Below are 20,833 nucleotides of genomic sequence, written 5' to 3'. Positions count from 1 at the left end.
TATTCATACATACCCCCAACAGATTAAAACACCGTCCATTTTTTGAACGGCGTCTTCAAACTGTTCATGGAAGGATCTGGATCGTCGCTTTTCCGTTCTTCACCTTCATTACTGCTTTTGAACCAACCGGCACAGTTACAAAAGGATGAACATGACCAAAGTTGGCATTAGCAATCACGGGTATGCCATTTATCTCCTTTTTGGCGGCGATGATTTCCTGCAAAGCATATTCAGTCATTCCTGAATCCTTTTGGAAACGGCCGATGACGATTCCTTTAATCCCACTTGCACCTGGCTGATGGAGCAAGGATTGTAAATCCCGGTCAAAACTGAATGGATGGCTTTCTTCGTCATCTTCTATGAAAAGGATACTGTCCTTTAAAGATGGCATGTACTCTGTACCTTGTAATAGATTGAGTGTACAAAGATTCCCCCCCATGATTGTCCCGGCAGCTTCACCTTCCTGAATGACCATGTATCCAGCATTCGGGTGGAAAGTTCGGTCATCCTGTTCCAAATGCCAAGAATCGTCACTCCACGTTTCACTTGGTTCAAGATAAAAGTCTTCACTTTCAATTACGGCCTTTTTAAAATATTCCATCGTATATTCCAGACCAGCCTTCATCCCGAACGTCGAAAAATGAGGACCTGAATATGTAGTTAAGCCTGTTTTATTATAAATGGCCAATAAAATTGCGGTTATATCACTATACCCCATCAACACTTTTGGATTTTCCTTAATCAAATCATAGTCGATATACCGTAACAATTGGTTAGCGTTATACCCCCCGATGGCTGTAAAAATTCCCTTAACATTCGGATCCCTGAACGCATCATGCAAATCCTCGATCCGGTCTTCGATCGAATTCGAGAAAAAGTCATCATGGAACAAAACCGTTTTACCATATGTCACTTTAAAACCAAGCTCAGTCAATCTTTCTTCTGCCAATCTGCGTTGTTCCCCTTTAACAATCGCCAAGCTTCTTGAAGGAGCAATTACGCGAATTTCATCCCCTGCTTGTAAACGGGAAGGTTTCATATCTTTATCCCCCTAAATTAATTACATTCTGTCGTTATTTTAGCAGAAATGGTTTACAAAGAAAACTAAGTCCCTTATCGTATGTCATTCACCGAGCTAGTTTCTTTGAAATCTTACGTCATTCCCGATGCACAGAAATCAGGAATAAAAAAAGGAATGGCTGTGTATCGCCTGTCCCATGATCACCTGGATTTATCCAATACGATTCAGTCAACAACCATGGAATCAGAAAGGTCCACCGTCAAACCACCAATTTCCTTACATAAAGAAAAGACCAGCTTTATCAACTGGTCTTTGGGTTATTGAATTAGCAGCAGAATGAAGCACCGATGATAATCAATAGAATGAACAAGACAACGATTAAAGCGAAGCCTGATCCAAATCCGCAGCAACCGCCGCCGCCGTATCCACCGCCACCATATCCGTATCCTGGTCCTGCAACATTTCCACCATATCCGTACATTAAGTTTCACTCCTTTTAGAATTCTGTTTTCTCTTTACACCTTACCATATGTCGAGACGCCCGCCTTGGTCTGTGCATTTGCCTATTTTTCTGGATTTAAGAAAAAACTTCAATCAACACCATCTTAAGCTTTATTCATTCAATGGGCTGAAATCCCACGAGTAACCATGAAAATTGTCACAAATTTATTGTGTTACTTTAAAATTGGGATATAATAAGGAAAAAACAATTCTTAGCCTCTTTAAGCTATCTCATACCTACATGGATACATAAAAGGCAATACGGGGGAACATAATTGAAAACGAACGCAAAATCCTTCATCCCTTTCGCTGCAATCGCCACGATCCTTCTAGTCAGCTATATCCTTCAAAAAGTTCCTAAAACATATGGATCAGATGATTCGATAAATGTTTATCAAAAATTCCAATCAGGCCAGCCCATTCAGTATCTCGTCATTGGTGACAGTATCGGAAGAGGCTCGGGAGCTGAAGAGCCTAATCTAACATGGTTCAAACAGCTAGAAAATAAGATGAATGATGCCAATGATATTCCTTTACACGGTGACTACGTGGTCCAAAGCGGATCAACTGCTTTTGAGGGCCTATTCAAGCTTTCCCAAAGAAGGAAGCATGATCATAAAGATCTGATTTTCTTCGTTTTTGGTGAAAATGACCGCAAATATATGAATGCCGATGATTTTACCATGACATATGAAGCGTTAATGAGAAAGGCAAAACGGCTCCACCCTAACGCTGAGTTATTCACAATAACTGAGAGTTCCTTGAAATATGAGGAATTTGCGACAGCCATCGGACTTTTATCCAAACATTATGGTGCTACAAATGTGGATATGCGGCCAATATTCAAAAATTCAGGATATACGGAAAAACAGCTGACCAAAGATTTGGTACATCCAAATGGGCTGGGGTATAAATTATATGCCGATGCCATTTATGAACGGTTCCTGGATAACATCAAACAAGAGAAAGCTGTAGCGGGTCTTCCATCTAAGCTGCATGCCCGTTCTGGTTTTGAATTATCGGAAATTGACCACTATGAAAAAATGAGCGGTTTCCGGCCAATGGGCGGTTATTTCACTAGTAGTGAAAAGGGCAGTGTGATTCAATATACCTTCAAAGGGAGTATGCTTGGTGTGAAACTGCTTAGAAGTCCTGATGGCGGGGAAGTGAATGTATGGATCGACGGAAATGAAATCACGACTTTGAATACATGGTGGCCATTTGCCCGTGAAAGATATTTATTTGTCACTAATGGGCTTCGCCCCGGTTCACATACTGTCCGTTTTGAGGTGACTGGCAGGACTAAAGCAATGGACCTGACCGACATTCCATATGTCCGGATCGCGTCAATCATCACAGATTGAATATTACTCAATAAATAACCCCCTATCATAATCTGATAGGGGGTTTTCCAATCAATCAAAAAGCTTTTTATATTCCCCGTATCCCTCTTTTTCAAGATCTTGGAGCGGGATGAACCTTAATGATGCAGAATTGATGCAATAGCGTAATCCTGACGGTCCCGGCCCGTCATTGAAAACATGTCCCAGATGAGAATCGGCAGTTTTTGAGCGGACCTCGATCCTTCTCATACCATAACTCGTATCGAGGTTTTCCACCACTTCCTCTTCTTTAAGCGGTTTAGTGAAGCTTGGCCAACCGCAGCTTGAATCGAACTTTTCCTTTGAAGTGAAAAGAGGATTACCTGAAACGATATCCACATATAATCCTTCCTCCTTCAAATTCCAATATTCATTATTAAAGGCTGGTTCCGTTCCATTATTTTGCGTGACTTCATATTGTATCGGAGTGAGTTTCTTTTTTAATTCTTCTTTACTTTTCATTTTTTTCCCCCCAGTGATGTTGTATAAATGCTTTGCGTCCTGAGCCAATCGAATATCTTTCATAATGTTCAGGTTGCTTTTTATAGTAATGCTGGTGGTATGTCTCGGCTGGATAAAACGTTTTGGCCTGTATAATCGGGGTTACGATCGGTCCGGAAAATTTCCCGCTCGCCTGCAGCTTAGCTTTGGATGCTTCTGCAATTTCACGTTGGTTTTCGTCATGATAAAAAATGGCCGTTTGATAAGAACTCCCCCGGTCATAAAATTGCCCGCCAGGATCTGTCGGATCAATTTGCTGCCAAAATAACTCAATTATCTTCTCATATGAATATACGTTTGGATCAAAGGTGATCTGAACAGCTTCATAATGTCCCGTGGTTTCAGAACAAACCTCTTTGTATGTGGGATTTTCCGTAGTCCCGCCTGTATAGCCGGAGATCACGGATTCGATGCCAGGCTGATCATCGAACGGTTTCACCATGCACCAGAAACATCCACCTGCGAATGTTGCTTTCTCTAATTGCTTTGTCAAATGAAAAACCTCCTTTTTTACAAACCACCATTGAATGCATTTTAACGCTTTTATATATCCCTGTAAAATAATATGCCGAGAGCCTTTCACGAAAATGTTCAATTCCATTTTAGAAAGGAGACACACGCCCAAGCATGATTACATATGTTAAAAACATGATGGAAAAATGAGAGGTGTTGGAAATGAGCGATAAACAATCATATCCACAAAAATCGGAAACATATGATTTACTATCGTCTTATAAAAACAGCGATCCGCAATTGCATGATTATTATTACCATAAACATTTGAAAAGTATCGAAAATTCAACATACAGAAATGAACAAATAACTGTCCTACTGTCTGCACAAGTCCGCTTCTTACATGCTGTCCCAACAGCTCACCCATTTGATGTTCATGTAAATGAAATGCGTATCCTCAAAAATTTCTCATATAAAGAGAGCAATGGTTATTTACCACTGCCCCCTGGCAAGTACAAATTGGATATATACCGCAGCGGGCAAAACACCTCACCTCTATTAAGCTGTAAAGTGGCTCTCGAAATCGGAGCTTCCTATACCATTGCTCTAACACCTACCGTGGCTAACGAATCGTTGAAAATGTTACCTTTCGAGGATAACCCATCTGTTCCTCCAAATGAAGCAAAGGTCCGATTCATCCAGCTTTCACATGATTTACTCTCGGTGGACATTGCGGTCAAAGGCGGAGATGTCGTCTTTGATCAAATCCATTTCAGGAAAGCAAGCGAATATCTCACTATTCATCCCATGATAGTTGACTTCGAAGTGAGGAAAGCTGGAACAAAAGAAATCGCACTCCCTTTGCCAAACAAGGCATTTCAAGAAAATACTTCCTCAACCATTTATATAATCGGATCGAATCGGGAATCATCCTCACTAGAAACCCTAACGCTCTCCCCATAAATGGATAAAAAACCAGGATGCATCGATCCTGGTTTTTTATCCATTTATTCACGATCACTGTAATGATGATGGGATGGTCAATAAAAATGAAATGTCATCATTTTTCAGATCGAATTCATTCGCCTTCACCCTTATATCGCTTTTCAGTTCCATATCCTGTAATGACACATAAATACTTTCGTCATTGGGACTTATGCTAACCCATTCAGGCATATTATATCGCTCATTAATTAAATTCATTACATATGAAACAGGAAGGTTCATTTTACCGACTGCAATTGATTTTTGCTTAAGAATCAAATCCCCATTCTTTTGGGCAATTGGTTCAAAAGTCAATTTCATTTCCACTTCACGGTTGAAAAATGGCATTGTTCCGTATAGCTCAACCTCATCCGTTAAATACACTTCATAGTGAATGGATCCCGTCAACCCCTCTTTATCCAGATACTGGTTGATTAATCTTGTCAAATCTTCCCGATTCGTGTGAATTTGAAATTGGATATCTTCTTCGTGGCTTACTTTGGGTATCAGCTCTTTATCTTTAGTCGGCAGATTAACTAAAATCGTTACAAACAGGATGACCAGGATGTTTAAGGCTAATAGGGAAATAAACAAAGTCTTCCATTTGACATTTGTCATTCTTGGTCATCATCTCCTTTGGCACTCGCTTCCAATGTTTCCTTTCCGATAGTGGTAATATCCATATCATTATAGATTCTTGTCGCAATTAATTCATATCCGCGGTCATTTGGGTGAAAATAATCCTCGGCATAAAGCAAATCTTCTTCGGAATTCTCGAAAATGTCTGCTATTTCAATAAAATAGGCTGAATCATATTCTTCAATGATCTCTTTTCCACTTTCATTCCAATCATTCATGATCATATCAAGTTCATAAAAATCTCCGAACCATTTGGAAAATGGATTATAGACGCCTACAAGGTATATTTGCGCAGAATCATTTTCGGAACGAACCTTATCAAGTATCTGCCTTAATCTTTTTTCATACCCTATTTTTGCCGAATCAAACTGATTCAGTTCCAGATTGGAGAAATTCTGTTTAAAGACCTTCATGATATCATTTCCACCGATTGTGACGACAATCGAGTCAGCTTGCTTTATGTCTTCTTTAATCCTAGTATTATCCAGTCTCTTCAATAGTTGGTCGGTCCTATTTCCACGTATGCCATGATTAATCATCTCAACGGAAGTAATCGATGGTTCTTTTTCCAGCTTATTTTGTAAATAAGGCAGATACCCGCCATTATCTTTACTATCACCGACACCTTGAGTCAAGGAGTCGCCAATTGACACGATTTTCACAGGGTCCGGAAAAAAGCTAGCAGGAATGGTTTCCTTTTTACTCAGCTCAACTATGCTTTTCTGCTGAACAGATGGCTGATTTGAGGCTGTTTCATTTTGACTGCAGCCTGAAATCCAAACTAGGCATATGAAAAGACAGGTGATTTTGTACCTCATGACCCTCACCTTCCTACCCATATATTATATCATGCAGAAAACGAAAGATTGCAAACAATATACCTTCATTGTACTTCCAGAATTGAGCATTCCTTACTATACAATATGAAAAATGCTGTGAATTAAAGCTAGTCCTATAAAAATTAGCATGTACTGAGCATGTAAAATCATTCTTCACTACCGCTGTTTCTTCAAAAACTTATTGCTCATTTTCACCATCGATAAAGCTCGATAATAAAGATGGATGAAAACAGAAAGAACAGGTCATTTAACCTGTTCAATAATTCTGTAAAATTTTAATATGCTTAATGATTTCATCAATCGGAATATCCTGCAGACCTGTATAATCCATGATGATCTTTCCTTCTTGATCAATCAGAAAAAAACTGGTCCCATGAATCACCTGATCTTCTGCTTCTGGTTTTTTGACGATCGTTTTAAAGTTATCCAATGCGAACTGCTCGATTTCTTCCTGTCCATAACCGGTCAGAAAGTGCCAGTTGCCGTAATCCACATTGAATTGGTCACCAAACTTTTTTAAAACATCAGGTTTGTCAATTTCCGGATCCACGGAAAATGAAACGAACTCTACATCCTTAATCCCTTCATCCTTCAATTGCTGCTGCAGCTTCGTCATATTCGAAGTCATGGGGAGACAGACCGTCTCACAGCTCGTGAATATAAAATCCGCTACCCAAACCTTTCCTTTAAGATCGCTTTTTGAGAAAGGCTTCCCCTCCTGATCGATATAACTGAAATCCTCAAGGTCCCAATTTTTGGCATCAGGTACACCATTGGAACCGCATGCTGTCAACAGCAATAAAATTGATGCTCCCATAGCTGCCATAAGCAATTGCAGCTTTCTCATCCCTACCCCGTCCTTTATGTATAAAATATTCTGTTACTTCATTTATTCTAACAGACCAACCGGAATGAGGACAGCAACTATTTCTACGAATTAAAGACAATTGTAAAAGTGACAAAACCGCCGCCAAACGCTGTTTCATATGGTATATCATTATCAGTCCCAATAATACATGATCGCCATGGCGCCTTCACCTGTATGGGTACTGACAACGGCAGTCGTTGCTTCTATCTTTATGTCTTGATATCCTGTTAAGTCTGTAATGGCCTGGCGGACCTTATCCGCTATTTCAAGGCCATTCGCATGTACAAAACCGATGCCTCTAATCTTTTTGCCTTGAGTATCTTCTTTGAATTTCTTGATGATGAACTTCACGACCTGTGACTGGCTCCTGGCTTTGGATACAGGGTTCAGTACACCATCATCAAGAAGTGCAATCGGCTTTATGTGCAGCAATGAACCGATAAAAGCAGAGACTTTGCCAATCCTTCCACCCTTAACGAGGTTATCAAGTGTTTCTATGACAATGATTAAACTTGACTGCCTTTTAATATGTTCCATTCGTTCAATTATCTCAACTACGGATTTCCCTTCCTTCGCCATCTTCGCTGCCTCGATCACCTGAAATGACATCGCTTTTGAAATGAATTTCGAGTCAAGAACGGTAACCTTCGTTTCAGACATGCTAGCTGCGCTTTCCGCTGAGCGAACTGTACCGCTCATGCCACCTGTCATATGTATGGAAATAATCTCGCTGCCGTCTTTTCCGAGTTCATCATATACCTCCACAAAGGTACCTACGGCCGGTTGTGAGCTTTTTGGCAGTTCTTTTGACTGGTTCATCCTTTTCAGGAATTCTTCTTGTTCGATTTCAACCTTATCCAAAAAAGTCTCCCCATCTATAAAGATCGATAAAGGGACCATTGTAATATCATAAAATTCCAGTTCCTCTGGTGTCATATCTACTGTCGAGTCTGTTACTATCTTTACTTTATTCATCATTACACATCCCTAAATTAACATATCTATTGTATTATACCTATTCAAGGTAAGCATTCAAACCAAAGGTTTCTTTTTTCGACTGAAGTGATACTTATCTTTTGAAATGATTACACAAAAAAAGACCGTTCCATGAGCCAACTAAAACACATGCCGATACATTCGATATTGCCTGGCATTCGTGTCATCTCTTTTAACGGAGAAGTTAGCTATGGAACAATCCGCATTAAGCATTATTGAGTAAACTTCCAAAAAAAAGCTTGTTATAAACGGGCCATTTGAGTACGGATGCTAAATAATGCTTAAATGAGTAATTTTCTTTATGATCTTTATTGGCAAAAACTTTCTTAACAAATACTTCCAAACGCAGGGTCAACATAAAAAAATTCGGATCACTAGGCAGTAAGACAGGTATTTCTGAAATGGTGACCTTATGTCCAAAACAATCTTTGAATTCCAAGCATTTGAACATCAAAATATCAATCCTCATTTTTAACCGATTGCTTACATTATACACAATAAATCCAAAAGTATAAATATTCAAATGTGTAAAAAAACAGAGAAATCAGATTGACAATCATAAAAAAAAGACCCATAAGGGCAAAATGCCATTACGGGCTTCTTCTTATAAACCTTCCTCGTAGGTGTCTTCCCGCAAGCTTTCACGTCTCACCCTTCGTTTATAGACGACTTTAGATAAAGAAATACTGATTTCGTATAATAACAGCAATGGAACCATCACCATAAAGTCCGACATAAAGTCAGGCGGCGTAATCGATATCGCTATGACAACCAGTACAAAGTATGCATACTTCCTTAATTTTTGAAGCACATAAGGATTTATTATGCCAAGGGAGGTCAAAAACATGGTAACGACAGGAAGCTCGAATAAAACAGCAAAAGGTATCGTCATATTAAATACAAATGAAAAGTACTTATCAGCTGTAAAACTGGTTATGAACATCCCATCACCCAATTCAATCAAAAATTGAAGAATGGTCGGGAAGATGACAAAATAACCGAAAGCAAGCCCTCCGATAAAAAGCAGGAAAAGTGCTGGAATATAGGCAAGGGTCGCCCTCACTTCATTTGGCATCAAAGCGGGTTTAACGAATAACCAGATTTGCAGGGCAATTACCGGTATCGTTGCCGCAATGGCTACGACACCTGCAAGCATGAAGTAAATCCAGATAATATCACTTGGTCCCAATACCATCAGGTCAAAATCGAGATCTTTCACGAACCAATTATAAATCTCCTCAACATAAATAAAGCTGGCGATAAAAAAAATGACAAAAGCAACAGCTGTAATGATGAGCCGTTTTCTCAATTCATCGAGATGATCGATGATATTTAATTCCTTATCTTCCAAAGTTGATCACGCCTTCATCTGAAAATCCGTATCTTTGTTACAGCGTAAAGGCGCAAGACGATTCCATCTTACGCCCAGCATTCAATCATTCATGATTTTTTTGTTGTAGCTTCTTATCTTCTTCATAATCACCTTTTGTTAAATCACTTGTGGATTTTTTAAACTCACGAAGCGTTTGTCCAAATGCACGGCCAATTTCTGGAAGTTTCTTCGGACCAAAGATAATTAATGCCAAAATTAAGATGAGAATTAGACCAGGTACTCCAATGTTCGACATGGATACATCCCCTTTGGTGTTGTAATTAGACCTACTCCGATTATAATACCATTTCCAACCAATTGAAAGGGAACTGGCAATTCGTCATAGAATGGTAACAATTATCGACAGTATGCCCATATACGACTGGGCCGGCAGAATAAAATGTAAAAACATAGGTATTATTCTATCCTAATTTAACATTTTGTCCATGTTTAAATCAACAAGTGAAATAAATTACTGTCTTTATTGACCTCTACGAAAGAGAATCCTTTCTTGTTCATCCTTTGAATGAGCCCTTCATAATCATTTTTATCTTTTAGCTCAATACCAACCAGGGCCGGCCCGCTTTCTTTATTATTTTTCTTCGTATATTCAAAACGGCTTATATCATCATTCGGTCCCAACACCTCATCAAGGAATTCCCTTAAAGCGCCAGCACGTTGTGGAAAATTCACGATAAAATAATAAAGCAGCCCTTCATATAATAAGGATTTCTCTTTAATTTCCTGCATGCGCCCAATGTCGTTATTGCCTCCGCTGACCATGCAAACAACCGTTTTTCCTTTGATTTGTTCTTTATATGAATCCAACGCGGCTACAGATATAGCACCTGCAGGTTCAGCGACAATCGCATGCTGATTATACAAATCGAGAATCGTCGTACAGATTTGGCCTGAAGGTACGACAACGATATCTTCCAGGTTTTCCTTACAAATCTGATATGTCAACTGTCCCACACACTTGACGGCTGCTCCGTCAACGAATGTATCTATTTTTTCGAGTTCAGAAACTTTCCCTTCCTTGAAGGAGTATTCCATCGAAGCAGCACCTTGCGGCTCAACTCCAATGCATTTCGTATTTGGGGAAACCGATTTGAAATAACTCGATACTCCGGCCATTAACCCGCCGCCGCCCATAGCGGCAAATACATAGTCGATTCCATCTTCACAATCGTTCAAGATTTCTACAGCCGTTGTACCTTGCCCGGCGATTACCTTTTCATCGTCAAATGGATGGATAAAGGAACGCTCTTCTTTTTCACAGCATTCCATCGCCATGGCAAATGCATCATCGAATGTATCCCCAATTAGGATGATCTCCACATTATCCCTGCCGAATAGCTGAACTTGATCGACTTTTTGCCTTGGAGTTGTAGCAGGCATATAAATTTTCCCGTGAATGCCCAATTGGCTGCAGGAAAAAGCAACACCCTGTGCATGGTTTCCTGCACTGGCACAAACGACCCCGTTCTTCGTCTCTTCCTCGGTCAGGCTTTTCATTTTATAGTAAGCCCCTCTTAATTTAAAGGAACGTACGTGTTGTAAGTCCTCGCGTTTTAAATAAACATTACAATCATATTTTTCAGAGAGCCTCTGATTTTTTTGTAAAGGAGTATGTAAAACGATTTCTTTCAGTTCTCTATAGGCAATTAGAATATCTTCCAATTGAATCCCCCTATTCTTAGATGCAGTCTGATTCATAACAATCCCTCATTTCCTTTCTGATGAATTCAATCATTATAGCACTTTACTGTTATTAATGTAATTGATTTTTCTAAAAATTCTTTCTTTTGTTTGTTCCATACCAAAAAAATCCGATTATGGTCATTTCCCCATAATCGGATTAGCACTTTATTTTTTTTGTAGAATAATAAAATCATGTGCAAATCGATTTTTTTCATCGATGCTGCCTGGGTTTGAGGAGATTTCATCCCATTCATTTTCATCAATCTCGGGAAAGAAAGTATCCCCTTCGAAAATTTCATGAATTTCCGTAATATACAGGCGGTCGGTAAAAGGAAGGATTTCCTTGAAGATTTCGGCTCCGCCAATTACGAAGACTTCCTCTTCATGGTTATCTGCGAACCTTTTGATTTGTGCAATATCATGTAATACTACGCAGCCTTCCGCTTTAAATTCCTGATTGCGGGTGACGATGACATTTTTGCGGCCAGGCAGGACCCTGCCGATCGATTCAAATGTTTTTCGCCCCATGACGATTGGATGGCCCATCGTCACTTTTTTAAAGTACTGCAGATCTGCTGGTAAATGCCATGGCAGTTTATTGTTTTTACCTATCACACGATTTTGATCCATTGCCACTATCAACGATATCATATGCTAACCTCACCTTTTATATGGGGATGGGCTTCGTAATTTTCCAAAACGAAGTCCTCGAAGCTAAAATCAAAGATATTTTTCACATCTGGATTGATTTTCATGATTGGCAATGGTTTCGGGTCACGAGTCAACTGCAGTTCCACTTGTTCAAGGTGATTAGAGTAGATGTGGACATCCCCGAAAGTATGTACAAATTCGCCAACTTCCAAATCACACACCTGGGCGATCATCATCGTTAAAAGCGCATACGAAGCTATATTAAAAGGAACACCTAAGAAGACGTCCGCTGAACGTTGGTATAGCTGACATGAAAGCTTGCCATCAGCAACATAGAATTGAAAGAAAGCATGACAAGGCGGCAAGGCCATTTCATCCAGTTCCCCAACATTCCAAGCACTGACTATCAATCTTCTTGAATTTGGGTTGGTCTTGATTTGTTCGATCAATTCACTGATTTGATCGATTTGCCTTCCATCGGCCGTTCCCCAGGAACGCCATTGATGACCATAAATCGGGCCTAATTCCCCCTTTTCATCCGCCCATTCATTCCAGATGCGCACACTGTTTTCCTGAAGGTACCCAACGTTTGTATCACCCTTCAAAAACCATAATAGTTCATGGATAATCGCTTTTAAACTAACCTTTTTCGTTGTAAGTACAGGGAATCCATCATTTAAATTGAATCTCATTTGATATCCAAAGGTACTGATCGTTCCTGTTCCCGTACGATCACCTTTTTGCGTTCCATTTTCGAGTACATGCTTACATAAATCTAAATATTGCTTCATGATAAACCACCTTTTCTACTTTCATTCTCCTTATTTTAACGTATTATTGCCTAATGTTTAATCTAATTGTTTAATAAAATTATAAGTCTCGGGTGCTTTTTGTCTAAGCAATTGATTTTGTTCATTGTTCACATAAAACATGGCAAACGTTTCTGCAAAGTATTCCTCAGGGTAGTTGGAAAAATACGTAATCCCAGGAAACAGCCCACCCACTTCCTTACCCCAAATCTTCAAATAATCCATGTCTTCACGGATTCCATTAAACACTATATTATCAATGGAGTGCCCCAGCTCATGCAGTTCCAAATTAACCGAGCCATGCCCGTTGCCTTTGTCACTCGCTCCGATTTTAACCAATACCGTATGTGATCCGCCCATACCAGGTACATCATCCCAAGTTGTTTCTTTATTCAAATAACCACGCGGAGTTTTCCCCTTTAATTTGGCCGCGGATTGATTTTCTGTTATATCGCCATCGAATAGTTTGATCCTCACACCACTTTCCGCTGTTTTCACCAAAAGTGAATGAGGCAGTTTATTAATGGTTTCAGCAATTTTCAGTGCTTCCCCTTCATCGTACTCCTCTTCTGGAAATAAAAATATTCTTTGCAATTCTTTATTTCCCTTAAAAAGTTCAGCCTGTCTTAAAAGATTATCTTTGGGTAAATTCCGCCATTTTACCCCATCATCTTTCGCTAATGAATAGGAGAGCATTGAGAGTAAAAAGACAAACAATGCAAATATAGATAACCACCATTTCTTCCTTTTCACACTCTTCTCCCCTTTCTTCATTCTTCATGTATCGTTAAGGAAATATATGTATTTAAAATCTCTAAATCTTTCATACTATTATATTAGTATAACATATTGCCTGGTTGTAAAAGTTCTATGTTTTTTTGGTAATTTTGGTTGCGTATTCATCCTGAGAAGAACCATTGATCCGCGGTTTTCATATATCAACAATATATAATCGTAAAAGGTTTAAGGTGATCGCATGGAAACCAATAATAAAAAAGCCATCTTGAATGAGCAACATGAACTTGCTGAAGAAGTCCTTGATATTTACAGTTTAAAAGTGTTTATCATTCTCGACCTTTTTCTGTTCTCCATTTTCTTTGGCATACTGCTGCATCCGCTACTGTCTTCTCTATGGCTTAACTTTTTATTGCCTTTGCTTTTTTTCACTACATTTACCGCCCTTCTTCAAATACTTGATATTTTCCATAAAAAAAGCTGACATCATTTTTGATGTCAGCTTTAGACTGCAGGTGAATACGAAGAAAAAGCCTTTCACCTTCAATTTTTTCTTTGTATTAACATTTCAGAAATCCACTCCCTTTCCACTGACTTCCTGCCGAGCCACCTCGACGCAAGCGCCTGTGGGGTCTCAGCTACCCAGTTATTCGGCAGGAGTGTCGCAAATCTCTTCCATCCTTTAAGGAATACTGTAAAAAACTATGAAGATTAATCTAGTTTACTTTTAAAATTTTGGTTCGGGGCGAGAGCAATTTGGAACTCCTTTTGCCGGAAAATTGATGGAACCGCAAGACTGAAGACGAATTGGAAGAAGAGCCAGTTGCCCTACAATATTTCTAAAAAAAAGTTCCAGTGATTGGAACGTAAGGTACGAGACTCCTGCGGGAAATGCGTGTCTAGGGGAGACCCCGCAGGCGCAAGCCGAGGAGGCTCCCCGACCGCCCGCGGAAAGCGAGTGCCTGGAGTGGAAATCAACGCTCAAATTTTACAACCCTTCAAGAAAAAAGTTCCAGCTGATTTCAGAAATCCGCTCCCTTTCCACTGACTTCCTGCCAAGCCGCCTCGACGCAAGCGCCTGTGGGGTCTCAGCTACCCAGTTATTCGGCAGGAGTGTCGCAAATCTCTTCCATCCTTTAAGGAATACTGTAAATAACTATGGAGATTAATCTAGTTTACTTTTAAAATTTTGGTTCGGGGCGAGAGCAATTTGGAACTCCTTTTGCCGGAAAATTGATGGAATTGCAAGACTGAAGACGAATTGGAAGAAGAGCCAGTTGCCCTACAATATTTCTAAAAAAAAGTTCCAGTGATTGGAACGTAAGGTACGAGACTCCTGCGGGAAAAGCGTGGCCAAGGGAGACCCCCGCAGGCGAGCGCCGAGGAGACTCCCGGACCGCCCGCGGAAAGCGAGTGCCTGGAGTGGAAATCAACGCTCAGATTTACTAAACCCTCAAAAAAACGTTCCAGTTGATCGGAAGAGGTGTACGAGACTCCTGCGGGCGAAGAGCGTGATTATTTTTTAATATAATGAAGCATAGCAAGTTGACCTAATTTTTGTACTTTGGTTAATTTGAAATTCACAGTAATATCATCTCCGATATAAAGGGAGATTCCTTTCCCTAAAATAATAGGTGCAATGGCTAGTTGGAATTCATCAATCAAATTTTCTTTGAAAAATTCAAGAGCTAAGTTTCCTCCGCCAATTAACCATATATCTTTACCAGGCTTTTGTTTTATATTTTTGATGAAGGTTTTGACATCTTCATCAATAAATGAGGCATATTCATCTGATCCACTAACAGATTTAGAAAATACATAATTTTTATAATCACTATAAGTATAATTCATATCAAATCCACGAATGACATCATAAGTTCCTTTTCCCATAACAACAGTGTCAATTCTTTCGAGGAGTGAATTGTATCCAGAATCTCCTTCTACTTCTGTTGATTCTAACCACTCTAATGTACCATCATCATTTGCAATATAGCCATCAATCGAAGTACCAATGTATAAAATATTGTTACGCTGTTTTTTATTCAACTTACAGATCCCCCTCGGAACATAAACTTGATATTTTTTCATATAAACCATCTTGTAATCCCATTGATACTTCCTCCAGGGAAGATACTCACTTAATTTGATTCTCCTTCTTTCACTAACCTGTGGCGTTAGTTGAAGAAGAACAAGGAATTCCCATTGATAAAAACAATGAACTTTTTTATGAAAAATCGGGAAAGGGTTCGGGATGAGACCATTCCGAAACTTTGGTGACAAAAAGCTGACATCATTTTGATGACAGCTTTTTAAATGGTACTCAGCCATGTTCCTTGACCTTTTTCCCTTTCTTCAAATGATACACGATTGTAGTGCCGAAAATCAGTAAAATAAAGGCAAAAAAGATCGCAGGCGGGATTTCGATCCCTGCAACTGCCATTAACATTTTTATAGCAATGAATCCGATAAGGACATAAGCGGCAGTTTCCAATTCCGGAACCTTATCTATCAATTTTAGAAATACTCCGGCCACTCCCCTCATCATCAAGACACCAATCATTCCGCCTGTCAAAAGGACCCAGACTTTTTCACTCACCCCGAAAGCGGCCAAGACACTATCGACGGAAAACGCTATATCCATCAATTCCACTGACGCAACCGTTCCCCAAAAAGTACCAAACATACGGATCAGTATGCTGTTTTTACTCATTCCCTGGATATCTTCGTCGATCCCAGCTTGTTTTTTTCTTTTATCCCTAAAGTATTTAAACGAGAGCCAACCAAGGTAGGCGGCTCCAATCACCTTCACCCACCAAAGCTTTATGAGGAAAACACCGATTCCAATCGCTATAAATCTAAAAGCATAAGCACCTAACAAACCGTAAAATAATGCTTTTTTCCGTTGTTTTTCCGGAAGGTGCCTCACCATTACAGCTAATACAAGTGCGTTATCCGCTGATAGCAATCCTTCCATTAAGACGAGCGTCCCGATCAACCCCCAGCTCACAGGGTCGGATAAAACCTCCATCCACATATGCCAGTCAAAAAATTGAGCATACGTTTGCACGATGTTATTTAACAACTCTGACATGATAAAGACTCCTCTGTTCCTATAACAGCAAAATTAGAAAACCTTTTAAAATAACATTGTTCCCAGTTATGATAAAAAATTTACTTTAAGTTTAAACACAAAATAAATACGTTGCAGGACAACGTATCATTCGATGCTTATTATAGTTTCATTTCATCATACTCTTCCACTTAAATAAAATCAACGAAACCAACCACTATGAGAGCTTTTGTTTACTCGTCCACTCTGGCGGCGTATTTTTATCCCAATATATTTTCCCTATATTATAATGGGTGGCAAATGAATCATGATAGGTATGATAGTGAAAATCGAACCAATGTCCCTCCAGTGGTGGATTTTCCTGCCTGACATGGAATCTGATGATATCCTTGCCGCTGTTTGAATCATAAATATGGAATATTTTCTCGGCCCTGCCGGCACTCGGCTGCTCAGTGATGGTCAATTGCTGTAATTTTTCATCTGGAAATTGTGCAGCCATTTCTGTAATGGCTTCTTCCATTTTTGGTAATATGACCATTTTGAATTCATCGCCAATTTTTGGATTGATCTTATCGCCAAATTTCATAAATGCGTTTTCCTCTGCCTTATTCAGGATGTCCGATAAAAACTCCTCCCGGTTGAATTCCTCTTCAAGTTCAGTCGAATTCTGCGAAGGAAGATAAGCTAATCCCTCTTCCTCCACTAAGCCTTTTTTAGTATCCTTTAACGAATCGGCTTCCGCTAACCACGCCAGATCTGAAGGAGTAACAAGACCAAACGTCAAAACGGATACTAAAATGACGAGACTTTTCCTGAACCATACCGCTGCTTTCAACTCACACTCCCCCTCCTTTTTTGTATTGTCTTTATATTTAGTATACTTTTATTTTTTGGTAATTACGAATATATAGTTAACCATGTTTTAAAAATCAAAAAAAAGGATAAATACCTATATAAAGTTTATGAACTCGAACTTTTTAATAAATATCAATAAATTTACATTTAAATGAAGGATTTTGACGATTTTTGGAGAAATTAATTAGATTCAAGTCTTTTTAAGGAGGGGTCTTATATGGCTTCGACTGCCATGGTGGCTTTATGTCTTGTAACATTAGCATTTTTCGTATATTTATCATTTGCTGATTAAGAATAAATGAATACCTACGAAAAATCTCCTTGTCATTTTTCTACAATGACAAGGTTTTCTTTTCACTCAAACATAAGTTTACCTTTTTGGCAGATAAAAGGACTGAATAATGGAGGAATCATTTTGAAAAATAACAATGAAAAGATAAAAGATAAGGATTACAAAAGGGAAACTGCGAAAGGGAGCGCCGGAATGGTCGTTACAGCTCATCCTGTAGCAACTTCCATAGGGGAAAAAATATTACGTGAAGGTGGAAATGCTGTCGATGCGGCCGTCGCCATCCAATTTGCCCTAAATGTTGTTGAACCAATGATGACTGGTATCGGCGGAAGTGGTTTTCTTATGGTATATAATGCAAAAGATAAGGAAACGAAAATATACGACGGCCATGTAAGGGCACCTAAAGCCGCACATAAAGACATGTTTCTTGATGAAAAAGGGGAAGTCATCCCTTTTAAAGAGAGATCTATCAAAGCAACAGCGGTTGGCATTCCTGGAATACTGAAAGCTATGGATGAAGCACTCGCCGAAAATGGCAGCAAGCCGTTGGCAGAACTTATCGAGCCTTCCATTGAATTTGCAGAAAAAGGAGTTCCAGTCAATTGGGTTCTATGCGATGCTCTTAAAAACTTTGAATATCGATTGGGCGATGAAGCGCGTAAGTTCTTCATACCAAACGGAAAACCCTATCAGGATGGCGATTTGCTGATTAAAGAAAAATTGGCGAATACCTATCGGATATTACAACGTGAAGGAATTTCCGCTTTTTATGAAGGTGAAATCGGGGAGGGCATCATTTCCTGCATACAAGAACTTGGAGGGTTCATGGAGCTTTCTGATCTAAAGGACTATAAAGCTACTATCGATGTACCAATGTATGGGACTTATAAGGATTATTTAATTGCTTCATCATATGCGCCAAGTGCCGGCGGATTCACGGTCATCCAAATCCTGAAAATTTTGGAAAGCTTCCAAATCGAACAATATGACGCCCGTTCTTGGGAAAAATATTATTTAATCGCAGAAGCGATGCGTCTGGCATTTACAGATAAAAAAGCATTTCTCGCTGATCCCGAATTTGCCGAATTGCCATTGGCGGGTCTCATGAATGATGAGTATATAGCTAAACGCCGCTCATTCATTAATTTCAAGTCGAGAAATAATGCCATTGACTTCGGAAACCCTTGGATTTATGATTCCGTGAAGCAAAGGGAGGTCATTCCTCAGCCTAATGAAGAAGAGATCAGTGAAACGACGCACTTCACTGTCCGTGACAGATGGGGTAATATCGCAGCATGCACTTCTACAGTGGAACATCCATTCGGATCAGGCATCATGGTTTCCGACTATGGTTTCATGCTGAATAACGAACTGACTGATTTTGATTCCATTCCAGGCGGCATGAATGAAGTGCAGCCCAATAAACGCCCAGTCAGCTGTAAAAGCCCGACCATCATCTTTAAAGACGGCGAGCCGATCTTGACGTTAGGGTCACCAGGAGGACCAACCATCATCAGTTCAGTCGTACAAACGATCATTAATGTACTCGATTTAAAAATGGATTTGAAAGCAGCCATCGAAGAACCTAGAATTTTCACTCCGATGGGGCCTCATATTGAATGGGAGCCTGGAATGGATATGACTAGCAAAGGCCACTTGGAAGCAATGGGCTTCGCCTTTAATGAAGTTCCCCACTCAATAGGGAATGTACAAGCGATTCAAATCAACCCTGATGGCTCGAACTATGGTGCTGCCGATTCAAGCCGGGAAGGCTGTGCCATGGGTCTGGACGAAACAGATTATAAATCGTGATCACTGGATGGAAATGAAGCCAAAATGGAATTTGGATGTTTTTCTTTTTATTACCTCAAATCCAAATTCCTCAAAGCGGGAGCTGCGGTAATGGTCTTTCAACACGACTCTCTTGCGCGCAACCCGCTTGGCTTCTTTCATTATTTCCACCGATAGATCCTTACCATCCGCAAAATGAGTCAGTCCCCTGATACCATTCGATTCCTGAATCGTTTCTTCAAACATGGGATCGAAATATACGACATCAAAATGATTATCCGGCAATGTTTTCAATATTTCGTAATGATCACCCTGCCTGACCTCTATTCTTCTCATCGCAGAAATCATTTTTTCTTCTGCATCCTCCCATGTTTTCATTCCACGGTCCACGAGCAAGGCCAAATATTGATTTCCTTCCAATCCGACAACCTGTCCATGTTCACCCACTGCGAAACTTGCGACAATCGCATCAGAGCCCAATCCCAAGGTACAATCAAGCACAGCGTTCCCTTCATTTATATCTCCGGCAATGAGAAATGGATCACTCTCTCCGCGCATTATTCTTTTTATACGGATTATCGCCAGGTTCGGATGAAAAAAGAATGGTTCATTTTCCTGGTATCGAAATAACTCCATCCGCTTTTTACCAAAAACAAGGCAATCATCTTCATTATGTTCCGCTTGGATATCTCTCACCGATCGTTTTCTTCTTGCTATAAAGGGGATTTGCAATTCTTCAGCTAACCTTTTGGCTAATATCATCGTTTCTTTATCGGCTCTTCCTACTGTTGTGACAAACATGAACCCTACCCCTTCATACTCTCTTAAAATTTGAAAAGAATGCCCTGTTTCCAGGACATTCCGCTTCATCACTTATTTACTTACTGAACGCTGCCAATAAATTTTCCATGATGGCTTCCATTGGCTGTCCTTCTATATCATGGCGCGGAATGAAATGTACGACCTCTTTGCCCTTTAAAAGAGCCATGGATGGTGAAGAAGGTTCTATTCCATCGAAGTATTCGCGCATTTTAGCTGTCGCTTCCTTATCTTGGCCTGCGAATACAGTTACCAAATGATCTGGCTTATTGTCCGCTTGGAGTACGGCTTGAGTAGCAGCTGGACGGGCTAAACCGGCAGCACAGCCGCAAACCGAATTCACGACAACAAGTGTCGTACCTTCTACCGATTCCATAAAGTTTTCAACCGCTTCAGCGGATTCCAGCTCATTAAAACCTGCCTGCACCAGTTCCGCGCGCATTGGCTTCACCATTTGTTTCATATATTCATCATATGCCATCGACATAAAAAAACCTCCTTGGTTACAATTCTTCAATTAGTTTAATAATACTATATTCTTGAGTGTATAT

General features: G+C 39.8%; 24 protein-coding genes. 4 read left to right on the top strand and 20 right to left on the bottom strand.

The window, feature by feature from the left end:
* Positions 1-64 precede the first annotated feature (64 nt).
* Together ACZ9AO_RS09585 and ACZ9AO_RS09580 are read right to left on the bottom strand one after the other, a co-directional pair.
* The gene (locus ACZ9AO_RS09585) at positions 65-1,039 is read right to left on the bottom strand and encodes a S66 peptidase family protein (RefSeq protein ID WP_476108947.1); all 975 of its coding nucleotides are present in this window, start codon (positions 1,037-1,039) and stop codon (positions 65-67) included.
* A 307-nt stretch (positions 1,040-1,346) separates the two neighbouring features.
* Positions 1,347-1,502 (bottom strand): YjcZ family sporulation protein, encoded by a 156-nt coding sequence (locus ACZ9AO_RS09580; protein WP_133347152.1) that lies wholly within the window; start codon positions 1,500-1,502, stop codon positions 1,347-1,349.
* Between the two features lie 295 nt (positions 1,503-1,797).
* On the opposite strand from ACZ9AO_RS09580, the gene ACZ9AO_RS09575 reads away from it, so the two are divergent.
* Complete coding sequence (locus ACZ9AO_RS09575) at positions 1,798-2,886, top strand: SGNH/GDSL hydrolase family protein (protein ID WP_476108946.1); 1,089 nt, start codon at positions 1,798-1,800, stop codon at positions 2,884-2,886.
* Between the two features lie 51 nt (positions 2,887-2,937).
* Here the strand turns inward: ACZ9AO_RS09575 and msrB are convergent, their stop codons facing one another.
* Positions 2,938-3,366, bottom strand: a complete 429-nt coding sequence (gene msrB, locus ACZ9AO_RS09570; RefSeq protein WP_251540184.1) for a peptide-methionine (R)-S-oxide reductase MsrB — start codon at positions 3,364-3,366, stop codon at positions 2,938-2,940.
* Complete coding sequence (gene msrA, locus ACZ9AO_RS09565; protein ID WP_476108945.1) at positions 3,356-3,898, bottom strand: peptide-methionine (S)-S-oxide reductase MsrA; 543 nt, start codon at positions 3,896-3,898, stop codon at positions 3,356-3,358. Before msrA ends, msrB begins: the two co-directional genes overlap by 11 nt.
* Before the next feature lie 182 nt (positions 3,899-4,080).
* Here msrA and ACZ9AO_RS09560 point away from each other — a divergent pair, with 182 nt between their 5' ends.
* On the top strand, positions 4,081-4,821 hold the full coding sequence (locus ACZ9AO_RS09560; protein WP_476108944.1) for a DUF4397 domain-containing protein: 741 nt from the start codon (positions 4,081-4,083) through the stop codon (positions 4,819-4,821).
* A gap of 54 nt (positions 4,822-4,875) precedes the next feature.
* On the opposite strand, the gene ACZ9AO_RS09555 is transcribed toward ACZ9AO_RS09560, so the two are convergent.
* The 11 genes from ACZ9AO_RS09555 to ACZ9AO_RS09505 all read right to left on the bottom strand — a co-directional run bounded on the left by ACZ9AO_RS09555 (position 4,876) and on the right by ACZ9AO_RS09505 (position 13,473).
* The gene (locus tag ACZ9AO_RS09555) at positions 4,876-5,460 is read right to left on the bottom strand and encodes a YpmS family protein (RefSeq protein ID WP_063593886.1); all 585 of its coding nucleotides are present in this window, start codon (positions 5,458-5,460) and stop codon (positions 4,876-4,878) included.
* A complete protein-coding gene (locus tag ACZ9AO_RS09550) occupies positions 5,457-6,299 on the bottom strand; it encodes an SGNH/GDSL hydrolase family protein (protein WP_476108943.1) in 843 nt (280 codons plus the stop codon). The genes ACZ9AO_RS09555 and ACZ9AO_RS09550 overlap by 4 nt, the downstream gene beginning before the upstream one ends.
* Before the next feature lie 277 nt (positions 6,300-6,576).
* Positions 6,577-7,167, bottom strand: a complete 591-nt coding sequence (locus ACZ9AO_RS09545; protein ID WP_063593888.1) for an SCO family protein — start codon at positions 7,165-7,167, stop codon at positions 6,577-6,579.
* A 153-nt stretch (positions 7,168-7,320) separates the two neighbouring features.
* Positions 7,321-8,163: a DegV family protein gene (locus ACZ9AO_RS09540; protein WP_476108942.1), complete on the bottom strand. Its 843-nt coding sequence runs from the start codon at positions 8,161-8,163 to the stop codon at positions 7,321-7,323.
* A 226-nt stretch (positions 8,164-8,389) separates the two neighbouring features.
* A complete protein-coding gene (locus ACZ9AO_RS09535; RefSeq protein ID WP_309518832.1) occupies positions 8,390-8,635 on the bottom strand; it encodes a DUF2535 family protein in 246 nt (81 codons plus the stop codon).
* A gap of 153 nt (positions 8,636-8,788) precedes the next feature.
* The gene (gene tatC / locus ACZ9AO_RS09530) at positions 8,789-9,535 is read right to left on the bottom strand and encodes a twin-arginine translocase subunit TatC (protein ID WP_034307555.1); all 747 of its coding nucleotides are present in this window, start codon (positions 9,533-9,535) and stop codon (positions 8,789-8,791) included.
* Between the two features lie 85 nt (positions 9,536-9,620).
* Positions 9,621-9,812 carry a twin-arginine translocase TatA/TatE family subunit gene (gene tatA, locus ACZ9AO_RS09525; RefSeq protein ID WP_034307557.1) on the bottom strand — a complete coding sequence of 64 codons (192 nt, stop codon included), beginning with the start codon at positions 9,810-9,812 and terminating at the stop codon, positions 9,621-9,623.
* 194 nt (positions 9,813-10,006) lie between these two features.
* Positions 10,007-11,275 (bottom strand): threonine ammonia-lyase IlvA, encoded by a 1,269-nt coding sequence (gene ilvA / locus ACZ9AO_RS09520; RefSeq protein WP_202186864.1) that lies wholly within the window; start codon positions 11,273-11,275, stop codon positions 10,007-10,009.
* Between the two features lie 150 nt (positions 11,276-11,425).
* Positions 11,426-11,911, bottom strand: a complete 486-nt coding sequence (locus tag ACZ9AO_RS09515) for a dihydrofolate reductase (protein ID WP_476108941.1) — start codon at positions 11,909-11,911, stop codon at positions 11,426-11,428.
* Entirely contained in the window at positions 11,908-12,702 is a 795-nt protein-coding gene (locus tag ACZ9AO_RS09510; protein ID WP_476108940.1) for a thymidylate synthase, read from the bottom strand. The genes ACZ9AO_RS09515 and ACZ9AO_RS09510 overlap by 4 nt, the downstream gene beginning before the upstream one ends.
* 57 nt (positions 12,703-12,759) lie before the next feature.
* Positions 12,760-13,473, bottom strand: a complete 714-nt coding sequence (locus ACZ9AO_RS09505) for an anthrax toxin lethal factor-related metalloendopeptidase (protein ID WP_476108939.1) — start codon at positions 13,471-13,473, stop codon at positions 12,760-12,762.
* 223 nt (positions 13,474-13,696) lie between these two features.
* Here ACZ9AO_RS09505 and ACZ9AO_RS09500 point away from each other — a divergent pair, with 223 nt between their 5' ends.
* On the top strand, positions 13,697-13,939 hold the full coding sequence (locus tag ACZ9AO_RS09500) for a hypothetical protein (protein ID WP_048686776.1): 243 nt from the start codon (positions 13,697-13,699) through the stop codon (positions 13,937-13,939).
* A 1,031-nt stretch (positions 13,940-14,970) separates the two neighbouring features.
* Here ACZ9AO_RS09500 and ACZ9AO_RS09495 read toward each other — a convergent pair.
* The 3 genes from ACZ9AO_RS09495 to ACZ9AO_RS09485 form a co-directional block, all read right to left on the bottom strand.
* Positions 14,971-15,501, bottom strand: coding sequence for a dihydrofolate reductase family protein (locus tag ACZ9AO_RS09495; protein WP_476108938.1), 531 nt, complete (start codon positions 15,499-15,501; stop codon positions 14,971-14,973).
* 274 nt (positions 15,502-15,775) lie between these two features.
* Complete coding sequence (locus ACZ9AO_RS09490) at positions 15,776-16,546, bottom strand: TerC family protein (RefSeq protein ID WP_476108937.1); 771 nt, start codon at positions 16,544-16,546, stop codon at positions 15,776-15,778.
* A 196-nt stretch (positions 16,547-16,742) separates the two neighbouring features.
* Positions 16,743-17,360 carry a YpjP family protein gene (locus tag ACZ9AO_RS09485; protein WP_476108936.1) on the bottom strand — a complete coding sequence of 206 codons (618 nt, stop codon included), beginning with the start codon at positions 17,358-17,360 and terminating at the stop codon, positions 16,743-16,745.
* Between the two features lie 435 nt (positions 17,361-17,795).
* Between ACZ9AO_RS09485 and ggt the strand changes: the two genes are divergently transcribed.
* A complete protein-coding gene (gene ggt, locus ACZ9AO_RS09480; protein ID WP_476108935.1) occupies positions 17,796-19,484 on the top strand; it encodes a gamma-glutamyltransferase in 1,689 nt (562 codons plus the stop codon).
* Here the strand turns inward: ggt and ACZ9AO_RS09475 are convergent, their stop codons facing one another.
* Together ACZ9AO_RS09475 and ACZ9AO_RS09470 are read right to left on the bottom strand one after the other, a co-directional pair.
* Positions 19,485-20,264: a class I SAM-dependent methyltransferase gene (locus ACZ9AO_RS09475; protein ID WP_476108934.1), complete on the bottom strand. Its 780-nt coding sequence runs from the start codon at positions 20,262-20,264 to the stop codon at positions 19,485-19,487.
* 76 nt (positions 20,265-20,340) lie between these two features.
* The gene (locus ACZ9AO_RS09470) at positions 20,341-20,769 is read right to left on the bottom strand and encodes a BrxA/BrxB family bacilliredoxin (protein WP_048681014.1); all 429 of its coding nucleotides are present in this window, start codon (positions 20,767-20,769) and stop codon (positions 20,341-20,343) included.
* Between the last annotated feature and the right edge of the window lie 64 nt (positions 20,770-20,833).

It is taken from the genome of Peribacillus sp. TE19612 (assembly GCF_056279465.1).
Note: the sequence above shows the minus strand (reverse complement) of the source record. Positions and strands in the feature narration are given on the sequence as shown.

Excerpts from the sequence above, each read along its gene's own strand:
- ACZ9AO_RS09475 (WP_476108934.1), bottom strand. The coding sequence starts at position 20,264 with ATGTTTGTCACAACAGTAGGAAGAGCCGATAAAGAAACGATGATATTA.
- ACZ9AO_RS09555 (WP_063593886.1), bottom strand. The coding sequence starts at position 5,460 with ATGACAAATGTCAAATGGAAGACTTTGTTTATTTCCCTATTAGCCTTA.
- ACZ9AO_RS09545 (WP_063593888.1), bottom strand. The coding sequence starts at position 7,167 with ATGAGAAAGCTGCAATTGCTTATGGCAGCTATGGGAGCATCAATTTTA.
- ACZ9AO_RS09535 (WP_309518832.1), bottom strand. The coding sequence starts at position 8,635 with ATGTTCAAATGCTTGGAATTCAAAGATTGTTTTGGACATAAGGTCACC.
- ACZ9AO_RS09560 (WP_476108944.1), top strand. The coding sequence starts at position 4,081 with ATGAGCGATAAACAATCATATCCACAAAAATCGGAAACATATGATTTA.
- ACZ9AO_RS09470 (WP_048681014.1), bottom strand. The coding sequence starts at position 20,769 with ATGTCGATGGCATATGATGAATATATGAAACAAATGGTGAAGCCAATG.
- ACZ9AO_RS09550 (WP_476108943.1), bottom strand. The coding sequence starts at position 6,299 with ATGAGGTACAAAATCACCTGTCTTTTCATATGCCTAGTTTGGATTTCA.
- ACZ9AO_RS09500 (WP_048686776.1), top strand. The coding sequence starts at position 13,697 with ATGGAAACCAATAATAAAAAAGCCATCTTGAATGAGCAACATGAACTT.
- ACZ9AO_RS09580 (WP_133347152.1), bottom strand. The coding sequence starts at position 1,502 with ATGTACGGATATGGTGGAAATGTTGCAGGACCAGGATACGGATATGGT.
- ilvA (WP_202186864.1), bottom strand. The coding sequence starts at position 11,275 with ATGAATCAGACTGCATCTAAGAATAGGGGGATTCAATTGGAAGATATT.
- ACZ9AO_RS09490 (WP_476108937.1), bottom strand. The coding sequence starts at position 16,546 with ATGTCAGAGTTGTTAAATAACATCGTGCAAACGTATGCTCAATTTTTT.
- msrB (WP_251540184.1), bottom strand. The coding sequence starts at position 3,366 with ATGAAAAGTAAAGAAGAATTAAAAAAGAAACTCACTCCGATACAATAT.
- ACZ9AO_RS09510 (WP_476108940.1), bottom strand. The coding sequence starts at position 12,702 with ATGAAGCAATATTTAGATTTATGTAAGCATGTACTCGAAAATGGAACG.
- tatA (WP_034307557.1), bottom strand. The coding sequence starts at position 9,812 with ATGTCGAACATTGGAGTACCTGGTCTAATTCTCATCTTAATTTTGGCA.
- ACZ9AO_RS09540 (WP_476108942.1), bottom strand. The coding sequence starts at position 8,163 with ATGAATAAAGTAAAGATAGTAACAGACTCGACAGTAGATATGACACCA.
- ACZ9AO_RS09515 (WP_476108941.1), bottom strand. The coding sequence starts at position 11,911 with ATGATATCGTTGATAGTGGCAATGGATCAAAATCGTGTGATAGGTAAA.
- ACZ9AO_RS09585 (WP_476108947.1), bottom strand. The coding sequence starts at position 1,039 with ATGAAACCTTCCCGTTTACAAGCAGGGGATGAAATTCGCGTAATTGCT.